The following is a 24761-nucleotide window of genomic DNA, read 5'->3' as shown; positions in this document are numbered from 1 at the left end:
TCAGCGCTCAGTCAATGAATGGAAGCTTCTAAATGACTTACTTCTGCTTTGGCAGTGCGTAAGCAATGATGTAGTCACCGCGGTCGTCGGTCATGCGGGCACCACCGGCGACAGTGACCACGAACTGGCGACCGGACTCGGGCGACAGATAGGTCATGGGCGTGGCTTGTGCACCTACGGGCAGACGGTTCTTCCACACTTCCTTGCCGGTGAGCGTGTCATAGGCGCGAATGTAGTAGTCCTGCGTGCCCACATGGAAGATCAGGTTGCCAGCGGTGGCAATGGGGCCGGACAGCGAAGGCATGCCCAGCGGCACAGGCAGCGAAGCACGCACGCCCTTCAGGACGCTGTCTTCCACCGTGCCCATAGGCACTTGCCAGGCGATCTTCTTGGTGGTCAGGTCGATAGCAGTCAAATTACCCCAGGAAGGCGCGTGGCAAGGGATGTCGAGTGGCGAGTTGAAGGGGCCACGGATGGCCACATACGGTGTGCCCTTTTGCTGTGGCACGCCTGCGCCCTTGCCCATGGTCTTGGCAATGGCCTTGGCTTCTTCGAACTTGTCCTGTGGCATCAACCAGCCGATTTGCGGCATGTGCATGTCGTTGACAATCAGCAGGTTGCGCTGCTTGTCCACGGCCATGCCACCCCAGTTAAAACCGCCGTAGTAGCCGGGCCAGATCAGCGAAGGCTTGTCGGTCAACTTGGTAAACATGCCGTCGTTGCGCAGTTGCTTGAACTTGATGCGGCAGTAAAGCTGATCAAACATGGTGGCGCCCCACATGTCTTTTTCTTCCAGCTTGTTGGTGGCCAGTTGGGGCATGCCCACCGAGAACGGCTGTGTGGGCGAGACGCGATCGCCTTCCAGCATCTCTTGCGAGACGGGACGATCTTCGACTTGGGCCACGGGCTTGCCGTCGCGGCGGTCCAGCATGAACAACTGGTGCGTCTTGGTGGCAATCACCAGCGCAGGGGTTTCGCCGCCCTTGCCATCGGGCAGGTCGACCAAGGTGGGGGGCGAGCCGATGTCGTAGTCCCAGGTGTCGTTGTGCACGGTCTGGTACTTCCAGGCCAGCTTGCCGGTGTCTGCGTGCAGGGCCACCATGGCGCTGCTGTGCGCGTCGGTTTCCTTGCTGCGGTGACCGCCCCAGAAGTCGGGTGTGCCATTGCCCAAAGGCAGGTAGATCAGGTTGAGCTTGGCGTCAAACGCGCCGGACGACCACCAGTTGGGCGTGCCCTTGGTGTAGGTCTCGCCTTCGGGTGGCAGCTTGGTGGTGTTGGGGTTGCCCAGATCCCAGGCCCAGTCGATGGCGCCGGTCTTCAGGTCATAAGCGCGGATCACGCCCGAAGGCTCTTCCGTGCGCTGGCTGTCCCACACCCAACCGCCCACGATGACGCGGTTGCCCACGACAAAAGGCTGCGAAGTGGGCATGTAGAAATGCTCTTCGTACGAGCCCAGGCCTTCGGACAGGTCGGTCGAGCCGTTCTTTCCAAAGTTCGAGCAGACCTCACCGGTCTTGGCATCCAACGCCCACAGGCGGGCATCCTTGGTCGTGGTGATGATGCGGGCATCACACTTGCCATCCGCCGACTTCATCTCCTGGGGCATTTCGTAGTAGCCCACGCCGCGGCAGCGGTTCCAGAAGGTGGCTTCCTTGACGTTGGGGTTCCACTCCCAGCGCTTTTCACCGGTTTCGGCATTCAGCGCCATCACGCGGTTTTCTGGCGTGCAAATGTAGAGGCTATCACCCACCTGGATGGGGGTGTTTTGGTCTTCGTAGTTCTTGCCCGTCTTGGAGCCGGTGCGGAACTTCCAGGCCACTTCCAGCTGGCTGACGTTGTCCTTGTTGATCTGGTCCATGGGCGCAAAACGGCCGCTGTCATTGTCGCGCCCATATTGCAGCCACTGGTTGTCAGTGCTCTTGGCATCTGTCAGTGTCTTGACGTCGCGCACCGGTGTTTCGCCCAGCTTGGCGGTGTTTTCTACCGTGCCGTGGGGTGTCATGATGGACGCTGCACCAGCCAGTATGACCACCGCTTGCACTGCAGCAGCGGGCAGGGCGACCTTGTTTTTCTTGTTCGACAGGGCGCGTGTGCACAGGGCAGCCAAGACGCCAAGCACCAGCACAGGAGCCAGGCGAGGCACCAGGCCCCAGAACGATGTGCCGACTTCGGCCAGCGCCCAGATGGCCGTGCCAATCACGACCACCAGATACAGCAGACCGCCGTTGGCATTGCGCTTGCACAGCAAGGCCCCCGAGACGATGGTCAGCAGACCGGCAATGAGGTAGTACCAGGAACCGCCCAGCGTGACCAGGCGAATACCGCCTGCTGCCAGCGCCAAGCCCACCAGCACCAGAACCACGCCGAAGATGCGTGGCAGCAAACCCGTAGAGGGTTTGTCAGTTTGTGTTGAAGACATAAATACACCTTGAAAAGACAACAAGCCCGACCAAAGGGGGGGCGAAGGTTGAATGGCTCATTCAACTCTTGTATATGAATTTTACCAGTTGGTCATTTTTGTTGTGCAATGCAAAAATGACCACAGAGTTTTGTATTGAGTAATTTCAGAAAATATTGAAATATCTACAAATTTAACGCATTGTCGTATGCTGCGCTTTTTAATAAATACAAGCGATGGAGGGTGGCCTTTCGATTGAGCTGCCTGGGGCAGGAGCTGTGCCGCTTGGAAAAAATCGCGCAGCATAGATCAATTCAAATCTCGCGAGATCTGTTGCTTACAGCGCAACACTCGAGCTTGTCAGCTGCTGGCTGGACTTGCTTGACCACGGGTCTGGCGTACCACCAAGGGCTAGTTTCGGCTTGAGATTTATAGCTGACGCTTGACCAAATAGCGGGTGAACTCCAATAGCCATTCCTAAAATGACTTCATAAATGATTGGACCAGTAAGCTATCACTGCGCTCTTTCATGCAATACACGTAAGTAGTGGTGTGGGCAGGGTCGCCAGCAATGCGAACAGGCGTTAAGTTTGGATCTGCGATGAACTCGGCTTCGGATACAGCTCCAATACCGAGTCCTCGAATGACCGCTTCTCTGATTGCTTCACGGCTACCGATTTCTAAGCCAAGTTGAGGCTTGACGCCTGCCTCACTGAGTATTTTTTCTATAGCTGCACGGGTGGTGGATCCCTGCTCACGCAATAACAGACACTGGCCATTGAGATCTTGGATATCTATCTGACGGCGTTGTGCGAAAGCATGATTTTTGTTGACGAATAAGATGATTGCGTGGCGTGCGTACTCACGCGCTTCAAATTCAGGACGTTCGTACAGACCTGCCAGTACAGCGACATCCGTGACGTAGTGCTCTAAGTCGTGCAGTACTTGCTGAGAATTTCCCATGCGGATCGATAACTGCATGTTGGGATGACATGCACGGTACGAGGCAACCATCTCAATGACATGAAATGGACCGACAGCACCAATCTTCAGCTCGCCTTGATTGAGCTTGCCTGAATCGCGAAGGAAAAAATCCGCTTCAGATTCGATGGCAACTAGTTTTTCAGCAATAGCAAGTAACTTTTGACCAGCGCCAGTCAGCGACATGCGGTAGCCCTGACGGTAAAAAAGCTCAATTTTGCTCTGTCGCTCTAACGTAGTGATTTGGCTAGAAATGGTGGGCTGACTCACCCCCAAAGCGCGGGCTGCAGCACTGAGGCTGCCATGTTTAGCGACCGCAATAAATGCGCGATACCGGGCAGTGCTCATGGATGTCTTATCTCAATGTTTCATCTATAGAAAGTGTTCAAACATATTTTGAAACTTTCACATGACAGTCATATGTCTTGCCTAGCATTCAACCCATCGCAACACATGCAGTGTTGTGAACGATGTAAATGCAAAGGATGACTTCCAATGAAGATGAATCGCAAAGTGTGGCTACAAACATCCATCGCATCATTGATGCTGGCCTCTACGGGTGCAGCTACTAATGCGGCTTGGGCGCAAAGCGGCGAATTGCGGGTGGGCTTGATTCCATCGGAAGACGCTCAGGCCATGATGCGTGCAAGCCAGCAAGTAATGGAGCAGCTGGAGCAAAAGACGGGACTGAAGGTCAAGCCCTTTGTAGCTAACGATTACAACGGGGTCATTGAAGCGATGCGCTCGGGCAAGATTGATGTGGCTTACTTTGGCCCTTTTTCCTATGTGCTTGCAGCGCAAATGGCCAATGCCGAAGCATTCGCGATTCCTGTTTCTAAAAAATCAGGTCAGAGCTCCTATCAGAGCATCATCATCAGTAAAAAAGAAAACGGCCCCACGAGTGTGGCGCAGTTGCAAGGCAAGACCTTTGCTTTCGTAGACCCCAGTTCAGCATCCGGTCACTTGTTTCCTAAAGCGGGATTGAAGGGCGACGGCATTGATGCTGATAAATACTTCTCCCGCGTAATTTTCTCTGGATCACACGATGCCAGCATCATGGCTGTGGCGCATGGCAAGGTCGATGCGGCAGCAGTAGCAAGCCCCATTTTTCAGACGGCAGTGGCCAAGGGGCATGTGAAGGCAGAAGACTTTCAGGTGATCTGGACCTCTCAGCCCATCCCTGAATCGCCCATGGCTTGGCGCAAAGGCTTGGATGCCGAGGCCAAGAAAAAAGTAGCCGCAGCACTCGCAGAAATTAAAGGGCTGCCATGGGGCGACCGTGGCGTGCTCAATGGCTTTGCAGCAACTAACGATGCGGCCTATAACGTGGTGCGTGATACAGCCAAGGCCCTGAATTTGGATTTAGGGAAAATGAAATGATCACGATTCGTAACTTGCGCAAAAGCTACGGCAGCAACCATGTGTTGCATGGCATCGACTTGGATGTGAAAGCTGGCGAGTTTGTGGTGATGCTGGGGCTGTCTGGCGCTGGTAAGTCCACGCTGCTGCGTTGTATGAATGGTCTCAATCAAGCCGACAGCGGAACGCTGCAAGTCGGTGGAATTGACTTGATGCAAAAGCACTCACGCCGTGAATTGGCTCGCCATGTTGCGATGGTTTTCCAACACCACAACCTTGTGCAGCGTCTGTCGGTGCGCAAGAACGTTTTGACTGGCCGCTTGGGGCAGGTTGGAACGTTTGCTTCCATGATGCAGATGTTTAAGCAAAGCGATATCGTGCTGGCTAACGAGTGTTTAGAGCGCGTAGGCTTGATCCATAAAGCCGATGAACGCACTGAAGCTTTATCGGGTGGGCAAATGCAGCGCGTAGGCATTGCCCGTGCGCTGGCGCAACAGCCCAATGTGATCTTGGCTGATGAGCCAGTGGCAAGCTTGGACCCAAAGACTGCCCGCAGCGTGCTGCAGTACCTGAGGGACGCCACAAGAGAAATGGGCATTGCTGTGGTTTGCAATTTGCACCAAGTCGATTACGCCAAAGAGTTCGGTGATCGTGTTGTGGGGCTGGCGCAGGGACGCATGGTCTTCAACGACGTACCGGCTGCGCTGGATGCATCTGCATTGGATGCGATTTATCACACACCTGATGCTGAACCCAGATCTCATTGCGAGCAGCAAGCTGCTCCTGCTTCTCAGATCTACAGTCCAGGAATCTGGATGCCTGTAGCAGCAAATGCGGCGCACACTGTTGCCTCTTGCGAGAGGGTCTTGTGATGGGAAGCCCAAATTTGCATAAAGCACATGACCGTTGGGTTTGGACAGCAGGCCGCCCTGAAACGACGGGTAGTTGGCTCAGCTATGCCGCCTTGGCGTTGGGTATTGCTTGGCTATTGCACTGGAGCGCAGGTGGCGCGCAGATGAGCTGGAGCGAATTGGCAGGTGGAATGCCACAGATTGGCGACTTTTTGTCCCGGTCAGTGCCTCCTGACTGGAGCATCTTGCCGCGTTTGTGGGCCCCTGCGATGGAGACCATTCAGATTGCCATCTGGGGAACCTTGCTGAGTGTATTGCTCGCATTGCCGCTGTCATTGATTGCGGCGAGCAATCTACACAGCTGGCACTGGCTTCGCAGGGTGACTCGCCAATTCATGAACGTGGTGCGCAGTATCAATGAACTGATCTTGGCTCTGGTGTTTGTATCTGCCGTAGGTCTGGGCCCGTTTCCGGGGGTGTTAGCTCTGGCGCTGCACGGTATGGGCATGCTGGGCAAGTTCTTTGCAGAAGCGATTGAGGAAATTGACGATGGCCCACTGCAAGCACTGCGAAGTGCTGGTGCCAGCCAGCTTCAAATCATCGCTTTTGGTGTCGTACCCCAAGTTATTACCGCTTGGATTGCTGTGGTGCTCTACCGCTTCGAGGTAAACCTGCGATCGGCCACTGTGCTTGGCATGGTAGGTGCTGGCGGCTTGGGCTTTGAGTTAGTCAGCAGCCTCAAGCTGTTCCGCTATCAAGAAACGGCGACCTGCATCATCGTCATCACGGTGATGGTGATTGCTGCAGACATGGTCTCCAACTGGCTGCGCAACCGCATTCAGCAAGGCGCACGCCACTGATTTAACTACTGGTGCGCTATCAGTGCACCGCTCTTAACCCCTTTAAACATTAGCTTTTGCGCTGTCAATCTCTATGCGCAGGGCTAACTGCATCCTCAATATTTGGAAAGAATTTTGCCGTGTGGAATTATCACAACCCTGTCAACGTCACTGTAGGCGTCAACAGTTTGGAAAAATTACCTGCATTGCTTGGAGGGCGCAGTTGCATTCTGGTGACGTTTCCTGAGGCTCGCGGACTTGGCTTGGTGGAGCGTGTTCAGCAGTTAGTGGGTGAGCAGTTGCAAGGTGTGATCGATACCATTGCTCCGAACCCAGATGTCCAATGGTTAGGTCCTCTGTATGAGCAGGTGCAACGTGAATACGCTGATGTGCCAGTCATCCTTGCTTTAGGTGGTGGTAGCGCCATTGACTCTGCCAAGGCATTGCTGTGCGCTACACCCAACGGCAAGTTTGAAGAATTGCTGGAGGTTCTTGAGCAGGGTGGCCAACTACCCGCCACCAGCGAAACCACAGCACACAAGGCCTTGATCGCGATTCCGACAACTGCAGGCACAGGCAGTGAAGTCACGCCTTGGGCCACCATTTGGGACCAAGCGGGTGGCCGCAAGCATTCGCTGCATCAAGCATGCACTTGGCCGCAGGCCGCCATCATTGATGCAGGCTTGATGAGCAGCTTGCCCGCTGGCGCGACTTTGGCCTCTGGCTTGGATGCACTGTCTCATGCTTTGGAGTCGATCTGGAACGTCAACCGCAATCCAGTTTCCATGTCGCTGGCAGTGCAAGCCGCTCGCCAAGTGATGGCCACCTTACCTGCTTTGATGTGCGATCTGGCTAATGTGCAACTGCGCCGTGATATGGCGCAAGCAGCTTTGCTTGCCGGATTGGCATTCTCCAACACCAAGACAGCGTTAGCGCATTCACTTTCTTACGACATCACGCTGCAACACGGCGTGCCTCACGGTATCGCTTGCTCATTTAGCTTGCCGTTAATTCTAGAGATGGCACTAGGCAGTGACGCGCAGGTAGATACCGCACTGTTGTCCATCTTCGACACGACGGAGCCAGCCATTGCGCAAGCGTGCCTGTGCAACTTCTTGCAAAAGCTCGGTGTTGCAACAGATCCCGCGCATTACGGCGTAGAGGCTCAGGCATGGGAAGCGATGGTCAACAAGGCAGCCAATGGCCCACGAGGGCGCAACTTTATCCGTAGCTTAGCTACCGTTTGATAGTCATTGCATCTAGAAATTTTTTGAAGAAAAGTCCATGAACGCCATCACTTCCGCTGAGATTCAAACGCTCGACAACCAGACTGTTGATTTATCCCCTCTGCAGGCCGTCATCTTTGATTGGGCCGGGACACTGGTTGACTTTGGTTCACTAGCTCCTACGCAGATATTTGTTGAAGCTTTTGCCACGTTTGGCATCAATGTCACTCTTGAGCAAGCACGAGGCCCAATGGGCCTTTCAAAGTGGGATCATATTGATCAACTACTGCAAGAGCCCAATATTGCTGCGCAGTGGAGCAGCACGTTTGGTCAAGCCCCAAATCATGCGGATGTAGACGCGATCTATGCGCGTTTCATGCCCATGCAAATTGCCAAAGTGGGTGAATTCTCCGCACCCATTGATGGTGCAGTACAGGTGCTTGAGTGGTTGCGTGCCAATGGTTTGAAAGTGGGTTCTTGCTCTGGCTACCCCCGGCAAGTGCTCAATCAGTTGCTGCCTCAAGCCGCTCAAGCGGGCATCGCCCCTGACCATGTAGTCGCAGGCGATGAACTCACCGCCGGAGGGCGTCCTGGGCCTTATATGGCTTTAGCGAATGTGCTGGCACTGGGGATTAGTGATGTACGTGCCTGCGTGAAGGTCGATGACACCGTGCCAGGCATTGAAGAAGGGCTTAACGCTGGCATGTGGACAATCGGCTTGAGCCTGTCTGGTAACGAGGTTGGCTACAGCAAAGAGGAATATTTGAACGCGAATGCTGCAGATGTCGAGGCAAAAGTTGCAGCAGCTGAGGCCAAGCTTAAAAAAGCGGGCTCACATTACGTTGCGAGGACGATTGCAGACTTACCGGCAGTTCTGGAAAAGATTGCACATCGTATGCGCCAAGGTGAATTGCCTGCTGGTTAAGAGCGGCTAACACCACCGAGCAAACCGAAGGTTTGCGTTAGCGGCTGTCAAAGGCACATAAAAAAGGACGCGCTATTTGCGCGTCCTTTTTTGTCAGCTGATAAATCAGCAGATAGGGCTGATTACTTGGCTGCAGCGCGAGCGGCTTCAGCCTTGGCTTGGGCTTCGTTGAGCTTCTTTTGCAGGTCAGCGGCTTCTGCTTCGGCCTTGCGGGCCTCTTCTTCCTTAGCCTTCTTGGCTTCGGCTTCCTTGTCGCCACCCATGGCGCCAGCCAAAGCGTTACCAGCCATGGAGCCGGCAATAGCGCCGACAGCAGCACCAGCCATAGTGCCCATCATGCCGGAGCCACGAGTAGGTGCAGCAGCGGCAGCTGGAGCAGCGGCAGGAGCAGCTGCTGCGGGTGCTGGAGCAGCAGGTGCTGCTGCCTTAGGTGCCACGGGTGCGGGCTGAGCAGGAGCCTTGCTGCCAATGCTGGCAGGACGCACGGATTTGCTGCTGTTCATGCGCTTGGCTTGTGCCAGCGAAGGCACAGACAGCGCTGCAATAGCGATAGCGATCACGGAGGCGGCAGCACGGTACGAAGTCTTCACAGAGTGTTTTCCATTCATGGTTGTCATAGATGGCAGCCTGTCGCACAAAGGCGATAGCCCACCAGCATGCCTCGAGACGCTTGTCTCATGTGGCCTGCTTGCTATGGTATTTGGTAGCTAAAGGGGAGATTTCAAGGCCTTGAGAACAAACTGTCCGTAAAAAGACAGGTCTCAGACCTTGGCAGCCTGCTGTTGTGATGTGTATACGGCTGCGTGACTATTGTAGGAATAGTCTGAGAGCAGAAAAGTTCCTGTCGTTATTTATAGAAAAATAAACATAAAAAAGCCTTGTAGTCACCGCAGAGACTACAAGGCTTGCTATCAATTCAATGAATTGAAGTAATTATTTCTTGGAGTTGAGTTGGACCCAGGCCAGAAATTTGCTCATGAATTTGCTCAAAAAATCATGGCTGGCAGCGCCGATATTGCCGTCTGCGTCAAGCAGGGTGTCAGACCAGCGTACAAAACCTTCGGGCTGGGCCATGGTGGGCATGTCTAGAGACACCAGCACATTGCGCAAGTGCTGCTGGGCCATGGCAGATGCGGCGCCACCGGGCGAGCTGCCAATGACGGCTGCGGGAATGCCTGCCCAAACGCTCTTCCCATAGGGGCGGCTCAAACCATCCAGCACATTTTTGAGTGCAGAGGGAATGGAGCGGTTGTACTCAGGGGTGATAAACAGCACGCCTTGGCAGCCGCGAATTTGGGGCTTGATGTCTTCAAAGGGCTTGAAGTCAGGCATGTTGTCAAAGTCGCGGTTGTAAAGCGGCAGGTGGCCGATATCGATAAATTCGAATTCAGCTTGATCTTGCATGAGCTTGGCGAGCCCTTCGCCGAGCTTGCGGTTAATCGATTGCTTGCTGAGGCTGCCGACGATGACGGCGATTTTGGGTTTACTCATTGGCTTACCTTTGGGTTGAGGAGCTTGGGTGTAGAACACTTTAGCAAAGCCGTGCATCACCCAGTCGCCTCAATGAAGTGGGCAAGCAAAAAGCCGCAGCAGGTATTGCGGCGGCTTTTAGGTAATGAGCGTCAGGCTGGATTACTTGAGAACTTCCAGCAGGCGATCGAGTCCGCCTTCGTTGATGGCAACCTTGGCCTCGTTGCGAACGCGGGGCTTGGCGTGGTAAGCCACGGACAGGCCTGCTGCCTGCATCATGGGGATGTCATTGCTGCCATCGCCCACGGCAATGCACTGGCTGGCGTCAATTCCGATGAGTGAGGCTACTTCTAGCAGCGTGCGGCGTTTTTCAGCGCCGTCGCAAATATCGCCCCAGGCTTGCTCGACCAAGCCACCGGTCAGCACACCGTCTTTAGACTCCAGCACATTGGCGCGCACAAAGTCGATATTGAGCAAGCCGCGCACATGTTCGGCAAAGTAGGTAAAGCCGCCGGAGACCAGCAGCACCTTCAAGCCAGCAGCCTTGGCGGCTTTGACCAAGGTCTCAGCACCGGCCGAGAGCTTGAGGCGCTCCTGCAAAACACGGGCCATGTCGGCATCAGTCACGCCGACCAGCTTGCCTACGCGCTGGCGCAGGCTGTCTTTGAAGTCGGTAATTTCGCCGCGCATGGTGGCTTCGGTGATGGCGGCGACTTCTTCCTTCTTGCCTGTGGCGTCAGCAATTTCGTCAATGCACTCGATGGTGATCAGCGTCGAGTCCATGTCAAAAGCGATGAGCTTGTAGTCGCTGAGCTTTTGCGGTGCGGTAATGCCGCGAATCATCAGGCCGGGAGCGAATTCTGTAGCGTCAGTCATTGCGTGTATATGCGAATGCAGGTGGGGCAGAAATAGAGGCCAGCACGGCGCTTTGCCGCTCTGGCCGGATATGGCTGCCATTATCGCGCTGATGCGCGGGCTTGCTGCGGCTGAATGTCTGCGGCTTTCACTAGTTGTGCAAGCAGCTGATGCCATTGTCCAGCGCGGCCGCACAACGCAGTTTAGTTGGTCGATGAAGGGGTGGGGCGTTTTGCTCGTGAAAACAGGCCCCTTCATATAGACACAAAGCTTAAGCGTGCACCTCGGTTTCAGTTTTGAGCGGCTGGCCCAGACTGCGAAGCACATCGCGCACCATTTGCGCCCGGTCCTTGGGGTTCTCCAACTCTTTTTCGATGCGCAGCTTTTCGTTGCCCGCCAACTTGATGTGCTTGTTCTTTTGAATCAATTGAATGATGTTCATCGGATCAATCGGCGGCTGGGGTTTGAAAGTGATGTTGATCACGCCGGGCGCCGCATCGACCTTGATGACGCCATAGGGCGCAGACAGTACACGCAGGCGGTGCACGTCGATGAGGGTCTGAGCCTGCGCAGGTAGCTTGCCAAAGCGATCCACGATTTCTTCCAGCAAGGTGTCGATCTGATCGGCCGTCTTGGCGGTGGCCAGCTTTTTGTAGAACGACAGGCGCAGGTGCACATCGCCGCAGTAATCGTTGGGCAGCAGGGCGGGGGCGTGCAGATTGATGTCCGTCGATGCGGACAGGGGCGAGAGCAGGTCAGGCTCTTTGCCCGCCTTGAGGCTGCGCACGGCCTCGGACAGCATTTCGTTATAGAGCTGAAAGCCCACTTCGAGCATATTGCCGCTTTGGTTCTCGCCCAGTACCTCACCTGCGCCGCGAATTTCCAAGTCGTGCATGGCCAAGTAAAAGCCGCTGCCCAGCTCTTCCATTTGCTGAATCGCTTCCAGCCGCTGCTGGGCGTGTTTGGTCAGGCTGTCCATGTCCGGCACCATCAAATAGGCATAGGCCTGATGGTGGCTGCGGCCCACACGGCCGCGCAGCTGGTGCAGCTGGGCAAGACCAAACTTGTCAGCGCGGCTGATAAGGATGGTGTTGGCTGATGGAACGTCGATACCGGTTTCGATGATGGTCGAGCACAGCAAGATGTTGTAGCGCTGTGCCACAAAGTCGCGCATGACTTTTTCCAACTCGCGCTCGGGCATCTGGCCGTGGGCCACGGCGATGCGCGCTTCGGGCAAGATTTCTTCGAGTTTTTGCTTGCGGTTTTCGATGGTTTCGACTTCGTTGTGCAGAAAATAAACCTGCCCGCCGCGCTTCAATTCACGCAGCACCGCTTCGCGAATCACGCCCGTGCCTTCGTTGCGCACAAAGGTTTTGATAGCAAGACGTCGTTGTGGGGCGGTCGCAATCACCGATAAATCCCTCAAGCCTTCCAGCGCCATGCCCATGGTGCGGGGAATGGGGGTGGCGGTCAGCGTCAAGATGTCGACTTCGGCGCGCATGGCCTTCATGGCCTCTTTATGGCGCACGCCAAATCGGTGTTCCTCGTCGATGATGAGCAGGCCCAAGTTCTTGAACTGGGTCGATTCGCTCAATAGCTTGTGCGTGCCGACCACAATGTCCACCGTGCCGTCGGCAATGCCCTTGATGGCGGCGGTAATCTCTTTGCCAGAACGGAAACGCGAAACCTCGGCCACCTTGATGGGCCATTTGGAGAAGCGATCGACCAGCGTCTGGTAATGCTGCTCGGCCAGCAGCGTGGTGGGGGCCAGCAGCGCCACCTGCTTGCCGCCCATGGCCGCAACAAACGCGGCACGCAGCGCAACCTCGGTCTTGCCAAAGCCCACATCGCCACAAACCAAGCGGTCCATAGGCTGGGGCGAAATCATGTCTTGAATCACGGCATGAATGGCTGCGTTCTGGTCGGGCGTCTCATCAAAGCCAAAGTCGGCCACAAACTGCTCGTAATCAGCCGTAGGGAAGCGGAAAGCATGGCCCACACGTGCTGCGCGGCGGGCGTAAATGTTGAGCAGCTCGGCAGCCGAGTCGCGCACCTGCTCGGCGGCCTTGCGCTTGGCTTTTTCCCATTGCGCGCCGCCTAGTTTGTGCAGGGGCGCATCATCAGGCGATACGCCGGTGTAGCGGCTGATGTAGTGCAACTGGCTGACAGGCACATAAAGCACGGCGCTGGCGGCGTATTCCAGATGCAAAAACTCTTGCAGCGCGGGCGTGCCGTCAGGGTTTTTCTGGCCCATGTCCATATTGATCAGGCCACGGTAGCGGCCAATGCCGTGGTCGGAGTGAACGATGGGGTCACCCACCTTTAGCTCTGACAAGTCTTTAATCAGCGCTTCTACATCGCTGACCTGCTCTTGCCTGCGGCGGCGGCGCCCGGTGGGGCTGGTGGCGAACAGCTCAGTCTCGGTGACAAAGTCCAAACCTTCCGCCACCCATGCAAAGCCCGTCATCAGGGCTGAGGTGGCGATGCCGATTTTTTCGGTGTTGTCGGCTAGGAATTCCGCCAGCGAATCGAACACAGGAGGGTTGACGCCTGAGGCACGGAAAAAATCCAGCAGGCTTTCGCGCCTACCGTCTGATTCGGCCAAAAGCAAGGTACGGGTTGAACTTGCTGCTATATGTTTTTGCAGCTTAGCCAGCGGGTCTTCAGCGCCGCGCACCACAGACAGGTCTTCCAGCTTCTGAAAAATGGCGCTGTCAGCCACGTCTTCGGTGCCGGCTCGCAGGGCTAGTTGTGCGTGCTCTTTGCTGCGGGTATAGAACTGCTCTGAAGTCAGGAACAGTGATTCTGGCGGCAGGGCAGGGTGGTCTGGGTCGCCCTGCACCAAGCGGTAGCGGTCCTTGGTGTCTTGCCAAAAGCGCTGGAAAGCAGGTTCTAGATCACCATGCAAAACCACGTTCGCTTCGTCACCCAAGTAATCAAAAACAGTCGCGGTTTCGTCAAAAAACAGTGGCAGGTAGTACTCAATACCGGCGGTGGCAATGCCCTGTCCCATATCTTTGTAGATACGGCTGCGGGTGGGGTCGCCTTCGAGCATCTCGCGCCAGCGGCTGCGGAACTTGGCGCGGGCCTCCTCATCCATAGGGAACTCGCGCCCGGGCAGCAGGCGCACCTCAGGCACTGGGTAGAGGCTGCGCTGGCTGTCTGGGTCAAATGTGCGGATGGAGTCGATTTCGTTATCAAACAAATCGACACGGTAGGGCACCAAGGAGCCCATGGGGAATAGGTCAATCAAGCCGCCGCGCACAGCATATTCGCCGTGGCTGACCACTTGCGACACATGCTGGTAGCCGGCCAGCGTGAGTTGGGCTTTGAGCTTGGCTTCATCGAGCTTTTGCCCGCTTTTGAATTCAAAGGTGTAGCCGGCCAAAAAAGAGGGCGGAGCGAGCCGGTACAGCGCTGTAGTGGCAGGCACGATGACCACATCGGCGCCTTGCTCCTTGTCACGCTGGTTAATGCGCCACAGGGCGGCCAAGCGCTCGCTGATCAGGTCTTGATGGGGCGAGAAGCTGTCGTAGGGGAGGGTTTCCCAGTCGGGGAAAAGGGCGCAGCGCAGCTCGGGTGCGAAAAAGGCCATCTCCTCCATCAAGCGCTGCGCGTCCGCAGCATCGGCCGTGATGATGGCGGTGACGCGGCCATCGGCCTTCTCACGCTCGCCGAGCTTGGCCAGCAGCAGCGCATCGGCGCTGCCAGTGGGGCGGGGCAGGTGAAAGCGTTTACCAGGAGTGAGCTTGGGCAGTTGCATGGTTTTTCACAGACGAGCGGGGGCAGCCGCGCCGTTGGGCTGGCTGCCTGCATTAAAACGGGGACAGATCAAGCGCGGTTGAGTCTGGCCCTTAAGGATGAACTTAGAGGCTGGACTCATAGGCCAGTCAGCACAGCGCTGATGTTTGGCGACGCATTCACTCAAAATGGGGACAACTCTTTGTGATGCAAGCCGAAAGCTTCGGCTCAATAATTGAACAAGCCGCTTTCGGGCTAAACCGTAATTTTAAAATACAGCGCATGACAGATAGCTTTATTTCGCCTGAGTCCATGCCGGATGCAAAGGCAAACGCCAATACAAGCGCAAACACAAGGACTAATACAGGTGCATACACAGGCGCTGCTTCAGTGACTTCACTTCTGAGCGAGCACGCTGCCGTACCGCGCTGCTGGGCGTTGATTCCCTGCGCGGGAGTGGGCTTGCGCGCCATTGCGGCGGATGCGCTTGCGCCGGAGCTGCCTAAGCAATACCAGAGCGTGGCGGGTCAGCCTATGGTCATGCACACATTGGCGGCCATGCTGCAAGTCGAACGCATGCACAAGGTGTTGGTAGTGACCTCGCCTGCGGATCATTTTTGGCAGGGCCGCGAGCTTGAAAGCCGTTTGACGGTGGCTCCCCATGGCGGAGCAACCCGCGCAGAGACGGTGACTAATGGTTTGCAAGAGCTGCTGCGCATGGGCGCAAGCCCAGAGGACTGGGCGCTGGTACATGATGCTGCCCGCTGTTTGGTGACGGCTGCGCAGGTTAATGCGCTGATGAATGCTTGCCTGCCCGATGCCGTGGGCGGCCTGTTGGCCCTGAAGTTGCCTGATACCTTAAAGCAGCAATCTTCAGATCAGGGCTCTGCTCGCGTTGCGCAGACCGTGGATCGTAGCGATAAATGGCTGGCGCAGACGCCGCAAATGTTCCGCATCGGCGCGTTGTTGTCTGCATTGAAGGCCGCGGGCGATGCGGTCACGGATGAAGCCAGTGCCATGGAGTTTGCAGGCCATGCACCGCTGCTGGTGCCCGGCGGTGCGCAGAACTTTAAAGTGACTTATCCGGATGACTTTGCTTTGGCTGAGGCGGTGTTGATGCAGCGCCGCTCTGCTCGTTAAGAATCGCTCTAACTCTTATTAAATAATTATCAAATTGATAGCTATAAGTCCTTAATTTAAAAGGACTAGACAAGGATTTAATATGAATTTTCGTATTGGTGAAGGCTGGGATGTGCATGCACTTGTCGAAGGCCGTAAGTTGATTTTGGGCGGTGTGGAGGTGCCGCACACAATGGGTTTGCTGGGGCATTCGGATGCCGACGTGCTGCTGCACGCGATTACCGACGCCCTGTTTGGTGCGGCTGCGCTGGGCGATATTGGTCGCCATTTTTCAGATACTGATGCCCAGTTCAAAGGCGCAGACTCCGCCGTGCTGCTAGCCGAAGCCATGCGCCGCGTGCGCGCCAAAGGTTTTGAGGTGGGAAATATCGACAGCACCATCATTGCTCAAGCGCCCAAGCTGGCGCCGTATATTGAAGCCATGCGCCAGCGCATTGCCGACGTGCTGGCGCTGGATGTGGAGCAAGTCAACGTAAAGGCCAAGACGGCAGAGAAGATGGGCCCGGTAGGCCTGAAGCAAGCGATGGAAGCGCGTGCGGTGGTCTTGCTCTATAAGGCTTGAAGACTTCGCCTAGTGGTCAAGGCTCTGAAGGGTTAGCGCTGCCCCATCAGAGCCAACAAGCTCAACTTGAGAAGCCGTCGTTCGCCCTACTTATCGCGGGGCAGGTTGCGCTTGACCTGAGGGCGCTGCAAACGCTGCTCCGGTGCGCCCCCTGCGGTGACACCCATGGCGCGCATTAGCTGCAAGTGGGCGACCAGCCCGCCTGTGGAGGAGTTGGACAGGGCAAACATACCACCCATGCGCAGCACTGTTTTATCGACGATGGAAAGGCCCAGCCCTGCGCCAGCCGCGGCAGTGCGGGCGGTGTCACCTCTAAAGAAAGGTTGCGTCAGTCTGCTTAATTGCTCGGGGGGAACACCCTTGCCGTGGTCACGAATGCGGATGATTACCCACTTTTCGGTTTCTTTAGCGATCACATCAACCTCGGTGGTATCTGTAGAGGGTGATTTGCCGTAGCGGCGGGCGTTTTCAAACAGGTTGGAGATCACGCGCGCCAGCTCCACCTCGTCAGCCATGACGTAAAGGTCTTCTGGCACGTTCATGGTGATTTGCAGTTCGCGGTGGTCCTGCACGGCGTAAACGCAGGAGGCAACCACGGCATGGAGATCCACGGGGCTGAGCATGACGCGGTGGTCCGGTCGTGCGTAATCCAAAAACTTGTCGATGGTGGCGTCTAGCTGCACGATGTCAGCCACCATGTGCTCGCGAGCCACATCGTCGTCTACGCTCATTTCAGTCTCAAGGCGCAGGCGCGCAAGTGGTGTGCGCAGGTCGTGGGAGATGCCCGCCAGCATTACAGCGCGGTCTTGCTCCAACTTGGCCAGTTTCTTGGCCATGCGGTTAAAGCCGATATTGACCTCGCGGATTTCGCTGGTCACGGCCTCTTCATCGAGCTGGCTTGCGTCAAAGTCACCTTCTCGCACACGGTTGGCTGCATACGACAGTTGCTTGAGAGGGCGATTGATCAATCGTGCAATGGCAGCCGCACCAGTTAGCGAAAGCATGGCGGCAGTGATCAGCCAAATCAGCCATGTCTGCCCGCTGGCGGGGGTAAAGCGTGACTGGTCCATCAGCATCCAGTTGCGGTCACCGTTGATGGTGAAACCTACCCACAATCCCTGCTCGCCGTTGACGCTGCGAGCCACTACAGTGCCGTAGCCCAAGCGAGTCGACAGTTCATCAGTAAGCTTTTGGCCCAAGGAGTTTTGCTCGAGCAGCTCAAAATTGTCGCCGGGCTCGCGCGGCAAAATGCGCACGCCTTCTTTGTCGGCCATGGTTTTGATGAGCGAGACGCGATTGATCGCGTCAGAGTGCTCCAGCGCCGCACGGCTCAGAGTCACCATGGAGGCGACTTGTTTGGCTGTTTGCAGCGTGCGCGGCTCAAAGTCTAGGGCTCTGAGCGTTTGCAGCCAGGCCAAAATACTGCCCACGAGCAGCAAAGCCAGCAGGCAAAAAGTGCGCCAAAAAAGATTCAGGCCTACTGGGGAACGCGCCGTGGTGCGCCGCTCGTACTCTAGCGGTACAGGGCTGGTGGCATCGGGTGGCGTGTCGTTGAAAGCGCTCATGGGCAGCAAAGCTGAAAAAATAAACTGAGTCCAAGCGTACGCGTAATTGGCGGGGCAAGGGTTACGGGTTGTCGAAAAAGCGCTGATCTTGTTTCAGATATTGACCCAAGCAGGCTTTTGCAGGGCGCTAAGTGCGGCCCTCAATGCAATAAGCCGCCATGTGGCGGCTTATTGGGCATGAAGCAGTGTGTGCCGGTTGGAGCTAATTAGTTAGAGCCATCGGGTACGAACACATAGCCCACGCCCCACACGGTCTGAATATAGCGCGGTGCGGCCGCATCTTCTTCGATCAGCTTGCGCAGGCGAGAGACTTGCACGTCCAAACTGCGGTCAAACGGCTCAAACTCGCGGCCACGGGCTAAAAGAGCGAGCTTTTCACGCGACAGCGGCTGGCGTGGATGGCGTACCAGTGCTTTGAGCATGGCGAATTCGCCGGTTGTGAGTGGCAGCTCTTCGCCGTTCTTTTGCAGCACGCGAGTGCCCAAATCGAAGGTGAAAGGGCCAAAGGTGGCCACTTCGTTATCGCCAGATGGAGCGCCGGGCGCTTCTTGCGGAGGGCGGCGGCGCAGAACGGCGTGGATGCGGGCCAGCAGCTCACGCGGGTTGAAGGGCTTGCCCAGATAGTCGTCAGCGCCCACTTCCAGGCCCACGATGCGGTCCACATCTTCGCCCTTGGCGGTCAGCATGATGATGGGCGTGCGGTCGTTGGCTGCGCGCAGGCGGCGGCAAATCGATAAGCCATCTTCGCCGGGCATCATCAAATCCAGCACGATCAAATCAACCGTTTCGCGCAGCAAGATGCGGTTTAACGCTTTGCCGTCTTCCGCAATCATGACCTCGAAGCCTTCTTGCGTCAGGTAGCGGCGCAGCAAGTCGCGGATACGGGCATCGTCATCCACCACGAGGATTTTGTCAGTGCGGTTGTTTGTCGTTGCCATGATCTTCCTTGGTGATTTATTTGTAACAGTCGCATTGTTATCGCTTGACGAAAAAAATCCAGTGAAAAGCGAGCAACTTTTGCCAGTTGTTACGAATGTTGCTTTTTAAAATAGAACAATAAATGTTTCATATTGAACTTTATAGATCTTTTTCGAACTATGTATCAGTAACTGTTCTATTTTTGTTTTCAATTGGTGATTCTCGTACAAGAAGTCGCACCGATTGCTGACAGGCTGTAAAAATCCCAATTTGGGTGTGTGGCACATTTCATGTGTATCTGCATGGATTGATTTATTTCCAAGGGTGAACCGTATGACTGAGATCTCAAAACCATTGTTTTCGGCTCGATTGGCTTCGAGCGCCTTGCTGCTGACAGCCGCTTTTGCGGGGGGCAATGTGTGGGCGCAGAACGCTGGAGCTGGCGCACAGCGCACGGCCAATGTGGTGCAACTGTCTGCGCAGGGTACGGTAGAGGTGCGTCAGGATTGGATGACGGCTACTTTGTCGGCCACCAAAGATGGGCGCGATGCGGCGACTGTGCAGTCCCAGTTGCAAAAAGTGGTGGAGGCCGCGATGAGTACACTGCGCGCCGATGCCAAAAATGGCGAAATGGAGTTGAGTACCGGCAATTTTTCTATCTCTCCGCGCTATGGCAGCAGCGGCAAGGTAGAAGGCTGGCAAGGTCAGGCAGAAATTGTGTTGCAGGGCCGTGACTTTGTGCGCATCACTCAGGCGGCGGCCAAGGTGCAGGACATGACGTTGGCCAATATGGGCTTTGGCCTTTCGCGTGAAGCGCGCGAAAAAGTGGAGGGTGAAGCCCAATCCAAGGCGATTGAGAACTTCCGCCAGCGCGCAACCGCTATCTCAAAAAGCTTTGGCTTTGCCGGCTATAGCCTGCGCGAAGTGAGTGTGAACGGCAGCGGCGGCACCGTTAGGCCCATGCCGCGCCCGCGCATGATGGGCATGGCCAAAGCCAGCATGAGCGATGCAGCCCCACTTGCGGTCGAGGCCGATCGTGCCGAGGTGACGGTAAGCGTTGGTGGCTCGATTCAGATGCAGTGAAATGACCACAGCTTGAATTGCTGATTGGGTATAAAAAAGGAGCGATATCTCTCGCTCCTTTTTTACTTTTAGCCAATAAAAGTGCTCAAGTCCAATTAAATAGAGTAGTTACTGCTATAAATTTAAATCTACTTACTGGCGAGCTTGTTGCAGTTTTTACTGCGCAGTCCAGCCGCCATCCATATTCCAAGCCACACCGCGTACGTTGTTGGCAGCTGCGGAGCAGAAGAAAATGGCCAACTCGCCCAGCTCTTCTGGCGTGGTGAATTGCTGTGAGGGCTCTTTTTCGCCCAGCAATTTTTTGGTTGCTTCTTCGTTGCTAATGCCTTGTGCGCTAGCCTTGGCGTCGACTTGCTTTTGCACCAGCGGTGTCAGCACCCAGCCGGGGCAGATGGCGTTGCACGTGATGCCTGTGGTCGCGTTTTCCAGTGCGGTTACCTTCGTCAGGCCCACAACCCCGTGCTTGGCGGCGACATAAGCAGACTTTTCAGCGGAGCCAACCAACCCGTGTACCGAGGCAACATTGATGATGCGGCCCCAGTTGGCTTGCTGCATGGCGGGCAGAGCCAGGCGTGTGGTGTGAAAGGTGCTGCTGAGGTTGATGGCCATGATGGCATCCCACTTCTCAACCGGGAAGTCCTCAATCTTGGCCACATGCTGAATGCCAGCGTTGTTGACCAAAATATCGACGCGGCCAAACTCTGCGGCTGCGTATTTCATCATGGCTTCAATTTCAGCTGCTTTACTCATATCAGCGCCGTGATAGCCGACTTTGATGCCTGCGGCCTTGCCGGCCTCCAACACCTGAGCGCGCGGGGCTTCTACATCGCCAAAGCCATTAAGAACAATATTGGCGCCTTGACGAGCCAGAGCGACTGCGATACCGAGGCCGATTCCGCTGGTCGATCCAGTGACGAGAGCGGTTTTACCTTTCAACATGGACATACAAGGTCTCCGAATGAATTACGATGGGACGGCAGCCATTATCGGCCCCGGCTTTCAAAATGCGCACCCCATGAATCAACCTACGCTGAATTACGTATCGTGCCCCGGAGCCTCTGCAGTGGCTCCCGCTTGGGCTAGTGCCCAGCGCATCCAGGACGTGGCGGCTTCGCCCGCGGGCATGCATCGCATGGCGTACTGGGAGTGGAACAACACCGGTAATGCCGCCCATCCACATGTCATTGTTTGTGTGCATGGCCTCTCCCGTCAGGGGCGTGATTTTGATGTGCTGGCCAAGCAGTTAAGTCGCTTTGCCCGTGTGATCTGCCCAGATGTAGTGGGCCGAGGCGAGAGCGATTGGCTGGCCGAGCCCATGGCCTATCAAGTTCCCATGTACGCCGCTGACATGCTGGCGCTGCTTGCCCAACTGCATGCACAAGCACCGATTGAAACCTTGGACTGGGTAGGCACGAGCATGGGCGGGCTGATTGGCATGGGTATTGCCGGCCAACCCGGTTTGCCGCTACCGGTGCCTGTGAGGCGCATGGTGCTCAACGATGTGGGCCCGGTGATTGAGTGGGCCTCGCTGGAGCGCATTGCTTCTTATGTTGGTAAAAGCTTGCAGTTTCCCAACTTTGAGAGCGCTGCTGCCGCCATGCGCGTGATTTCTGACGGGTTTGGTCCGCATACCGATGCGCAGTGGAGCACACTCTCGCAGGCCATGGTCAAGCCCGATCCGCAAGGCGGCGTGGTGCTGCATTACGACCCGCAAATCTCGGCCCCCATGGTGCTCATGACACGCGAGACCGCGCAGGCTGGCGAGGCCATGCTCTGGCAGTTGTATGACCAAATTCAGGCTCAAGTTTTACTTATTCGGGGGGCAGATTCTGATTTGCTCTCGGCCAGTACAGCTCAGGCCATGTCTGAGCGCGGCCCTAAAGCGTATTGCACGGAACTAGAAGGTGTTGGCCATGCTCCAACACTGGTCGCGCCGGGGCAGGTGGCGTTGATACGAAAGTTTTTACAAGGGGAGAAGGGCTTGCCTGCAAGACTTAGTCTTGCGCAGCAAGCCCAAGAGGAAGCTGAATGAAGACCAGCGATAACGTACTACAAGTCTCTGACGCAGCACCAAAGATTACGGAGCCGACGCCACACCTGATCATGGCGACTTCGGAGATGTTGCCGGAGCAGGCTCATGCCTTAGAGCGCGCACGCGCGTTTGCTGAGCCGTTGATCGCCGGTGAGGTCATGGAGACAGGGGAAAATACCCTGGCTCACGCAGATGCAGTGGCTGCCATTTTGAAAAAAATTGGTGGCTCCGAAACCATGCAAGCGGCCATTTATCTGGTGTATGCCAGCGCGCACCTGAACAAGCCGCAAGAAGTCATTGCTAAGGCATTTGGCGACAACTTTGCCACGTTGGCGGTGGAAACCGTCAAGCTCATCCGCGTGCAGCAGCAGGCGCGAGATGCTGAATTAAGTAGTCAGCATGTGGATGGAGTCGCCACGCAGACTGAGAACGTGCGCAAGATGCTGCTGGGTTTTTCGCGTGACTTGCGTGTGGTGCTGCTGCGCCTTGCATCACGCCTGCAGACGCTGCGCTATTACGCAGCTGAAAAAGCTGTTGTTTCGCCCAGCATTGCGCGTGAGGCGCTTTATGTTTTTGCACCACTGGCGAATCGTTTGGGTATTTGGCAGATCAAGTGGGAGCTAGAAGACCTGTCTTTTCGCTTTCTGGAGCCTGATACCTATCGCCAGATTGCCCGTTTACTCGATGAGAAGCGGGTCGAGCGCGAAATCTATATGGAGCAGATGCGCAGCCGGCTTGAGTCGGATTTGCGTGCGCACAGCATTAGTGCCTCGGTTCAAGGGCGCCCCAAACATATCTACAGCATCGTTAAAAAAATGCGTGGCAAGTCGCTGAGTTTTGATCAGCTTTTTGATTTGCGGGCCATGCGCGTCATCGTGCCTACGGTTAAAGACTGCTACGCCGCACTATCTTGGGTGCATGAGCAATTTAAGCCGTTGGAAAAAGAGTTTGACGACTACATCGCCAAACCCAAGCCCAATGGTTATCAATCGCTGCACACCGTGGTGCGCGATGAGGCAGGCCGCACGATTGAGATTCAGATTCGCACTCAAGCCATGCACGATCACGCCGAGCATGGCGTGGCCGCGCACTGGGCTTATAAAGAAGCGGGCACCAAGGGCTATGCCGGTGTTTCCGCCTCTAGTGAGTACGACGCCAAGATTGCTGTGCTACGCCAGTTGCTGGCGTGGGGGAGTGATTTGACGGGCTCAGCGCAGCGCGGCTTGTTTGAAGACCGTATCTATGTGCTGACCCCCGATGCGGCTGTGATCGAGCTGCCGCAAGGCGCCACGCCTGTCGATTTTGCCTATTCGGTCCACTCGAGTCTGGGCCATCGCTGCCGCGGTGCCAGAGTGGATGGCGCGATGGTGCCGCTGAACACAGCGCTTGAGAGTGGTCAGACCGTTGAAATCAATACAGCCAAGGAAGACCGCCCCTCGCGTGACTGGCTCAATGCAGACCTCGGTTATCTAGTGAGTCACCGAGCCAAGGCCAAGGTGCGCGCTTGGTTTAATGCTCAAGCGACTCATGAAACAGTATCGCGTGGCCGTGAGTCGGTGGAAAAGCTGCTGCAACGCGAAGGCAAGACGGCCGTCAAGCTTGAAGATCTGGCGGGCTTGCTTGGTTTCAAATCTGCAGACGCCCTGTTTGAAGTGGTGGGTAAAGACGAGTACTCGCTTCGCAACATTGAGGCCGTACTTCGCCCTAGTGAAGAAGTGCCTGAGGAAGACACGTTCACCCCAGTGCGTAAAGCGCGAGGACATGACTCATCGCGTGGCGGCGTTTTGGTTGTTGGCGTTGACTCCCTTATGACGCAACTAGCCAAATGCTGCAAGCCTGCGCCCCCTGATGACATTAGCGGCTTTGTGACTCGAGGCAAGGGCGTGAGCGTGCACCGCTGCGATTGCAGCAACTTCCGCGAGATGGCTGCCAAGAGCCCTGAGCGAGTTATCGAGGTGGATTGGGGTCAGCCCAAGAATGTAGACAAGGGTGGCCCGGTCTACCCAGTCGATGTTGCTGTTGAGGCAGCTGACCGCCAAGGCTTGCTGCGCGACATCTCAGATGTGTTTGCGCGCGAGAAGACCAATGTGATTGGTGTGCAAACCCAGTCAGTGAAGGGTACGGCCTGGATGACATTCACAGTGGAAGTCGCTGACTCTGGACGCTTGAACAAAGTGTTGAGCATCGTGGCAAACGTCTCCGGAGTCCGGTCGGCCAGACGTCGCTAATTTCAGTATGTAGCGAGAAAGTTTGCGCTCTCAAAAAATGAGTGAAAACCCGTGCTACAATTGCTTCATCAACGAAACAGGCGCGTAGCTCAGCTGGTTAGAGCACCACCTTGACATGGTGGGGGTCGTTGGTTCGAGTCCAATCGCGCCTACCAAATATCGCAAGCTAAACCAGAGCTTGCAAACAAAAATGCCCGCTAACAAGCGGGCTTTTTTGTTTGTGCAGTATGAAAAAAGTATGAAAACCGTTCAAAAAAACGGCGTTCAAGCAAACACTTTTGTGCGTAGTACGGAAGAAGTACGGAAGGTTCTACGAGCACACCCGTCAAACAAGCACTTTTTCAGCGCAAAAGAAGTAGCTGCAGTTTCCAAAAAAACAGCAAAGCGAGATTTCTTTCTCTATAAATGGCCGGGCTGTCGCTCTGGATCTAAAGAAATCTATGGCTACTTGTCAAATCTCGACGCAAACTCACCGCAGTTTTAACGCCAAGTCCTCACAGGACGAGTTTTGTGGTGAGCGCGGCGCTGCTAAGCTGGATTAGCAATACGAAGCTTATTTCAGCCATAGCACTGGCTGGGAACGTATGC

General features: G+C 55.7%; 20 protein-coding genes and 1 tRNA gene. 12 read left to right on the top strand and 9 right to left on the bottom strand.

Annotation, left to right across the window (positions count from 1 at the left end):
* Positions 1 to 37: 37 nt before the first annotated feature.
* Both KUF54_RS08265 and KUF54_RS08260 read right to left on the bottom strand, forming a co-directional pair.
* Positions 38 to 2419, bottom strand: a complete 2382-nt coding sequence (locus KUF54_RS08265; protein WP_219346143.1) for a membrane-bound PQQ-dependent dehydrogenase, glucose/quinate/shikimate family — start codon at positions 2417 to 2419, stop codon at positions 38 to 40.
* A gap of 456 nt (positions 2420 to 2875) precedes the next feature.
* Positions 2876 to 3727, bottom strand: coding sequence for a LysR substrate-binding domain-containing protein (locus tag KUF54_RS08260; RefSeq protein ID WP_219346142.1), 852 nt, complete (start codon positions 3725 to 3727; stop codon positions 2876 to 2878).
* A 147-nt stretch (positions 3728 to 3874) separates the two neighbouring features.
* Between KUF54_RS08260 and phnD the strand changes: the two genes are divergently transcribed.
* From phnD to phnX, 5 genes are all read left to right on the top strand, one after another.
* Positions 3875 to 4759, top strand: coding sequence for a phosphonate ABC transporter substrate-binding protein (phnD, locus tag KUF54_RS08255; protein ID WP_219346141.1), 885 nt, complete (start codon positions 3875 to 3877; stop codon positions 4757 to 4759).
* The gene (gene phnC / locus KUF54_RS08250; RefSeq protein ID WP_219346140.1) at positions 4756 to 5610 is read left to right on the top strand and encodes a phosphonate ABC transporter ATP-binding protein; all 855 of its coding nucleotides are present in this window, start codon (positions 4756 to 4758) and stop codon (positions 5608 to 5610) included. Before phnD ends, phnC begins: the two co-directional genes overlap by 4 nt.
* Positions 5610 to 6449 (top strand): phosphonate ABC transporter, permease protein PhnE, encoded by an 840-nt coding sequence (phnE, locus tag KUF54_RS08245; RefSeq protein ID WP_219346139.1) that lies wholly within the window; start codon positions 5610 to 5612, stop codon positions 6447 to 6449. Before phnC ends, phnE begins: the two co-directional genes overlap by 1 nt.
* A gap of 119 nt (positions 6450 to 6568) precedes the next feature.
* Positions 6569 to 7675 (top strand): iron-containing alcohol dehydrogenase PsrA, encoded by a 1107-nt coding sequence (psrA, locus tag KUF54_RS08240; RefSeq protein WP_219346138.1) that lies wholly within the window; start codon positions 6569 to 6571, stop codon positions 7673 to 7675.
* A gap of 37 nt (positions 7676 to 7712) precedes the next feature.
* Complete coding sequence (phnX, locus tag KUF54_RS08235) at positions 7713 to 8579, top strand: phosphonoacetaldehyde hydrolase (protein ID WP_219346137.1); 867 nt, start codon at positions 7713 to 7715, stop codon at positions 8577 to 8579.
* 122 nt (positions 8580 to 8701) lie between these two features.
* Here phnX and KUF54_RS08230 read toward each other — a convergent pair whose 3' ends face one another.
* The 4 genes from KUF54_RS08230 to mfd all read right to left on the bottom strand — a co-directional run bounded on the left by KUF54_RS08230 (position 8702) and on the right by mfd (position 14667).
* Positions 8702 to 9196, bottom strand: a complete 495-nt coding sequence (locus KUF54_RS08230) for an ABC transporter substrate-binding protein (RefSeq protein ID WP_219346136.1) — start codon at positions 9194 to 9196, stop codon at positions 8702 to 8704.
* Between the two features lie 316 nt (positions 9197 to 9512).
* A complete protein-coding gene (locus tag KUF54_RS08225; protein ID WP_219346135.1) occupies positions 9513 to 10070 on the bottom strand; it encodes an NADPH-dependent FMN reductase in 558 nt (185 codons plus the stop codon).
* 141 nt (positions 10071 to 10211) lie between these two features.
* Positions 10212 to 10925 carry a phosphoserine phosphatase SerB gene (serB, locus tag KUF54_RS08220; RefSeq protein WP_219346134.1) on the bottom strand — a complete coding sequence of 238 codons (714 nt, stop codon included), beginning with the start codon at positions 10923 to 10925 and terminating at the stop codon, positions 10212 to 10214.
* A gap of 250 nt (positions 10926 to 11175) precedes the next feature.
* A complete protein-coding gene (gene mfd, locus KUF54_RS08215; RefSeq protein WP_219346133.1) occupies positions 11176 to 14667 on the bottom strand; it encodes a transcription-repair coupling factor in 3492 nt (1163 codons plus the stop codon).
* A 368-nt stretch (positions 14668 to 15035) separates the two neighbouring features.
* Between mfd and ispD the strand changes: the two genes are divergently transcribed.
* Complete coding sequence (gene ispD, locus KUF54_RS08210) at positions 15036 to 15785, top strand: 2-C-methyl-D-erythritol 4-phosphate cytidylyltransferase (protein ID WP_370627595.1); 750 nt, start codon at positions 15036 to 15038, stop codon at positions 15783 to 15785.
* 82 nt (positions 15786 to 15867) lie between these two features.
* Entirely contained in the window at positions 15868 to 16347 is a 480-nt protein-coding gene (gene ispF / locus KUF54_RS08205; protein ID WP_219346131.1) for a 2-C-methyl-D-erythritol 2,4-cyclodiphosphate synthase, read from the top strand.
* Between the two features lie 86 nt (positions 16348 to 16433).
* Here the strand turns inward: ispF and KUF54_RS08200 are convergent, their stop codons facing one another.
* The gene (locus KUF54_RS08200) at positions 16434 to 17912 is read right to left on the bottom strand and encodes a sensor histidine kinase (protein WP_219346130.1); all 1479 of its coding nucleotides are present in this window, start codon (positions 17910 to 17912) and stop codon (positions 16434 to 16436) included.
* Between the two features lie 206 nt (positions 17913 to 18118).
* Entirely contained in the window at positions 18119 to 18850 is a 732-nt protein-coding gene (gene ompR, locus KUF54_RS08195; protein ID WP_219346129.1) for a two-component system response regulator OmpR, read from the bottom strand.
* A gap of 313 nt (positions 18851 to 19163) precedes the next feature.
* Here ompR and KUF54_RS08190 point away from each other — a divergent pair, with 313 nt between their 5' ends.
* Positions 19164 to 19913, top strand: coding sequence for an SIMPL domain-containing protein (locus tag KUF54_RS08190; protein ID WP_219346128.1), 750 nt, complete (start codon positions 19164 to 19166; stop codon positions 19911 to 19913).
* A gap of 156 nt (positions 19914 to 20069) precedes the next feature.
* Here KUF54_RS08190 and KUF54_RS08185 read toward each other — a convergent pair whose 3' ends face one another.
* The gene (locus KUF54_RS08185) at positions 20070 to 20852 is read right to left on the bottom strand and encodes a 3-hydroxybutyrate dehydrogenase (protein ID WP_219346328.1); all 783 of its coding nucleotides are present in this window, start codon (positions 20850 to 20852) and stop codon (positions 20070 to 20072) included.
* A gap of 76 nt (positions 20853 to 20928) precedes the next feature.
* On the opposite strand from KUF54_RS08185, the gene KUF54_RS08180 reads away from it, so the two are divergent.
* The 4 genes from KUF54_RS08180 (at position 20929) to KUF54_RS08165 (ending at position 24657) form a co-directional block, all read left to right on the top strand.
* A complete protein-coding gene (locus KUF54_RS08180; protein ID WP_219346327.1) occupies positions 20929 to 21945 on the top strand; it encodes an alpha/beta fold hydrolase in 1017 nt (338 codons plus the stop codon).
* A complete protein-coding gene (locus KUF54_RS08175; RefSeq protein WP_219346127.1) occupies positions 21942 to 24173 on the top strand; it encodes a bifunctional (p)ppGpp synthetase/guanosine-3',5'-bis(diphosphate) 3'-pyrophosphohydrolase in 2232 nt (743 codons plus the stop codon). Before KUF54_RS08180 ends, KUF54_RS08175 begins: the two co-directional genes overlap by 4 nt.
* Before the next feature lie 78 nt (positions 24174 to 24251).
* A tRNA-Val gene (locus KUF54_RS08170) sits at positions 24252 to 24328 on the top strand.
* Positions 24329 to 24363: 35 nt separating this feature from the next.
* Positions 24364 to 24657 (top strand): hypothetical protein, encoded by a 294-nt coding sequence (locus KUF54_RS08165; protein WP_219346126.1) that lies wholly within the window; start codon positions 24364 to 24366, stop codon positions 24655 to 24657.
* The last annotated feature ends 104 nt before the right edge of the window (positions 24658 to 24761 follow it).

Origin of the sequence: Comamonas sp. Y33R10-2, assembly GCF_019355935.1 — a bacterium.
Lineage (GTDB): Bacteria > Pseudomonadota > Gammaproteobacteria > Burkholderiales > Burkholderiaceae_C > Comamonas.
Note: the sequence above shows the minus strand (reverse complement) of the source record. Positions and strands in the feature narration are given on the sequence as shown.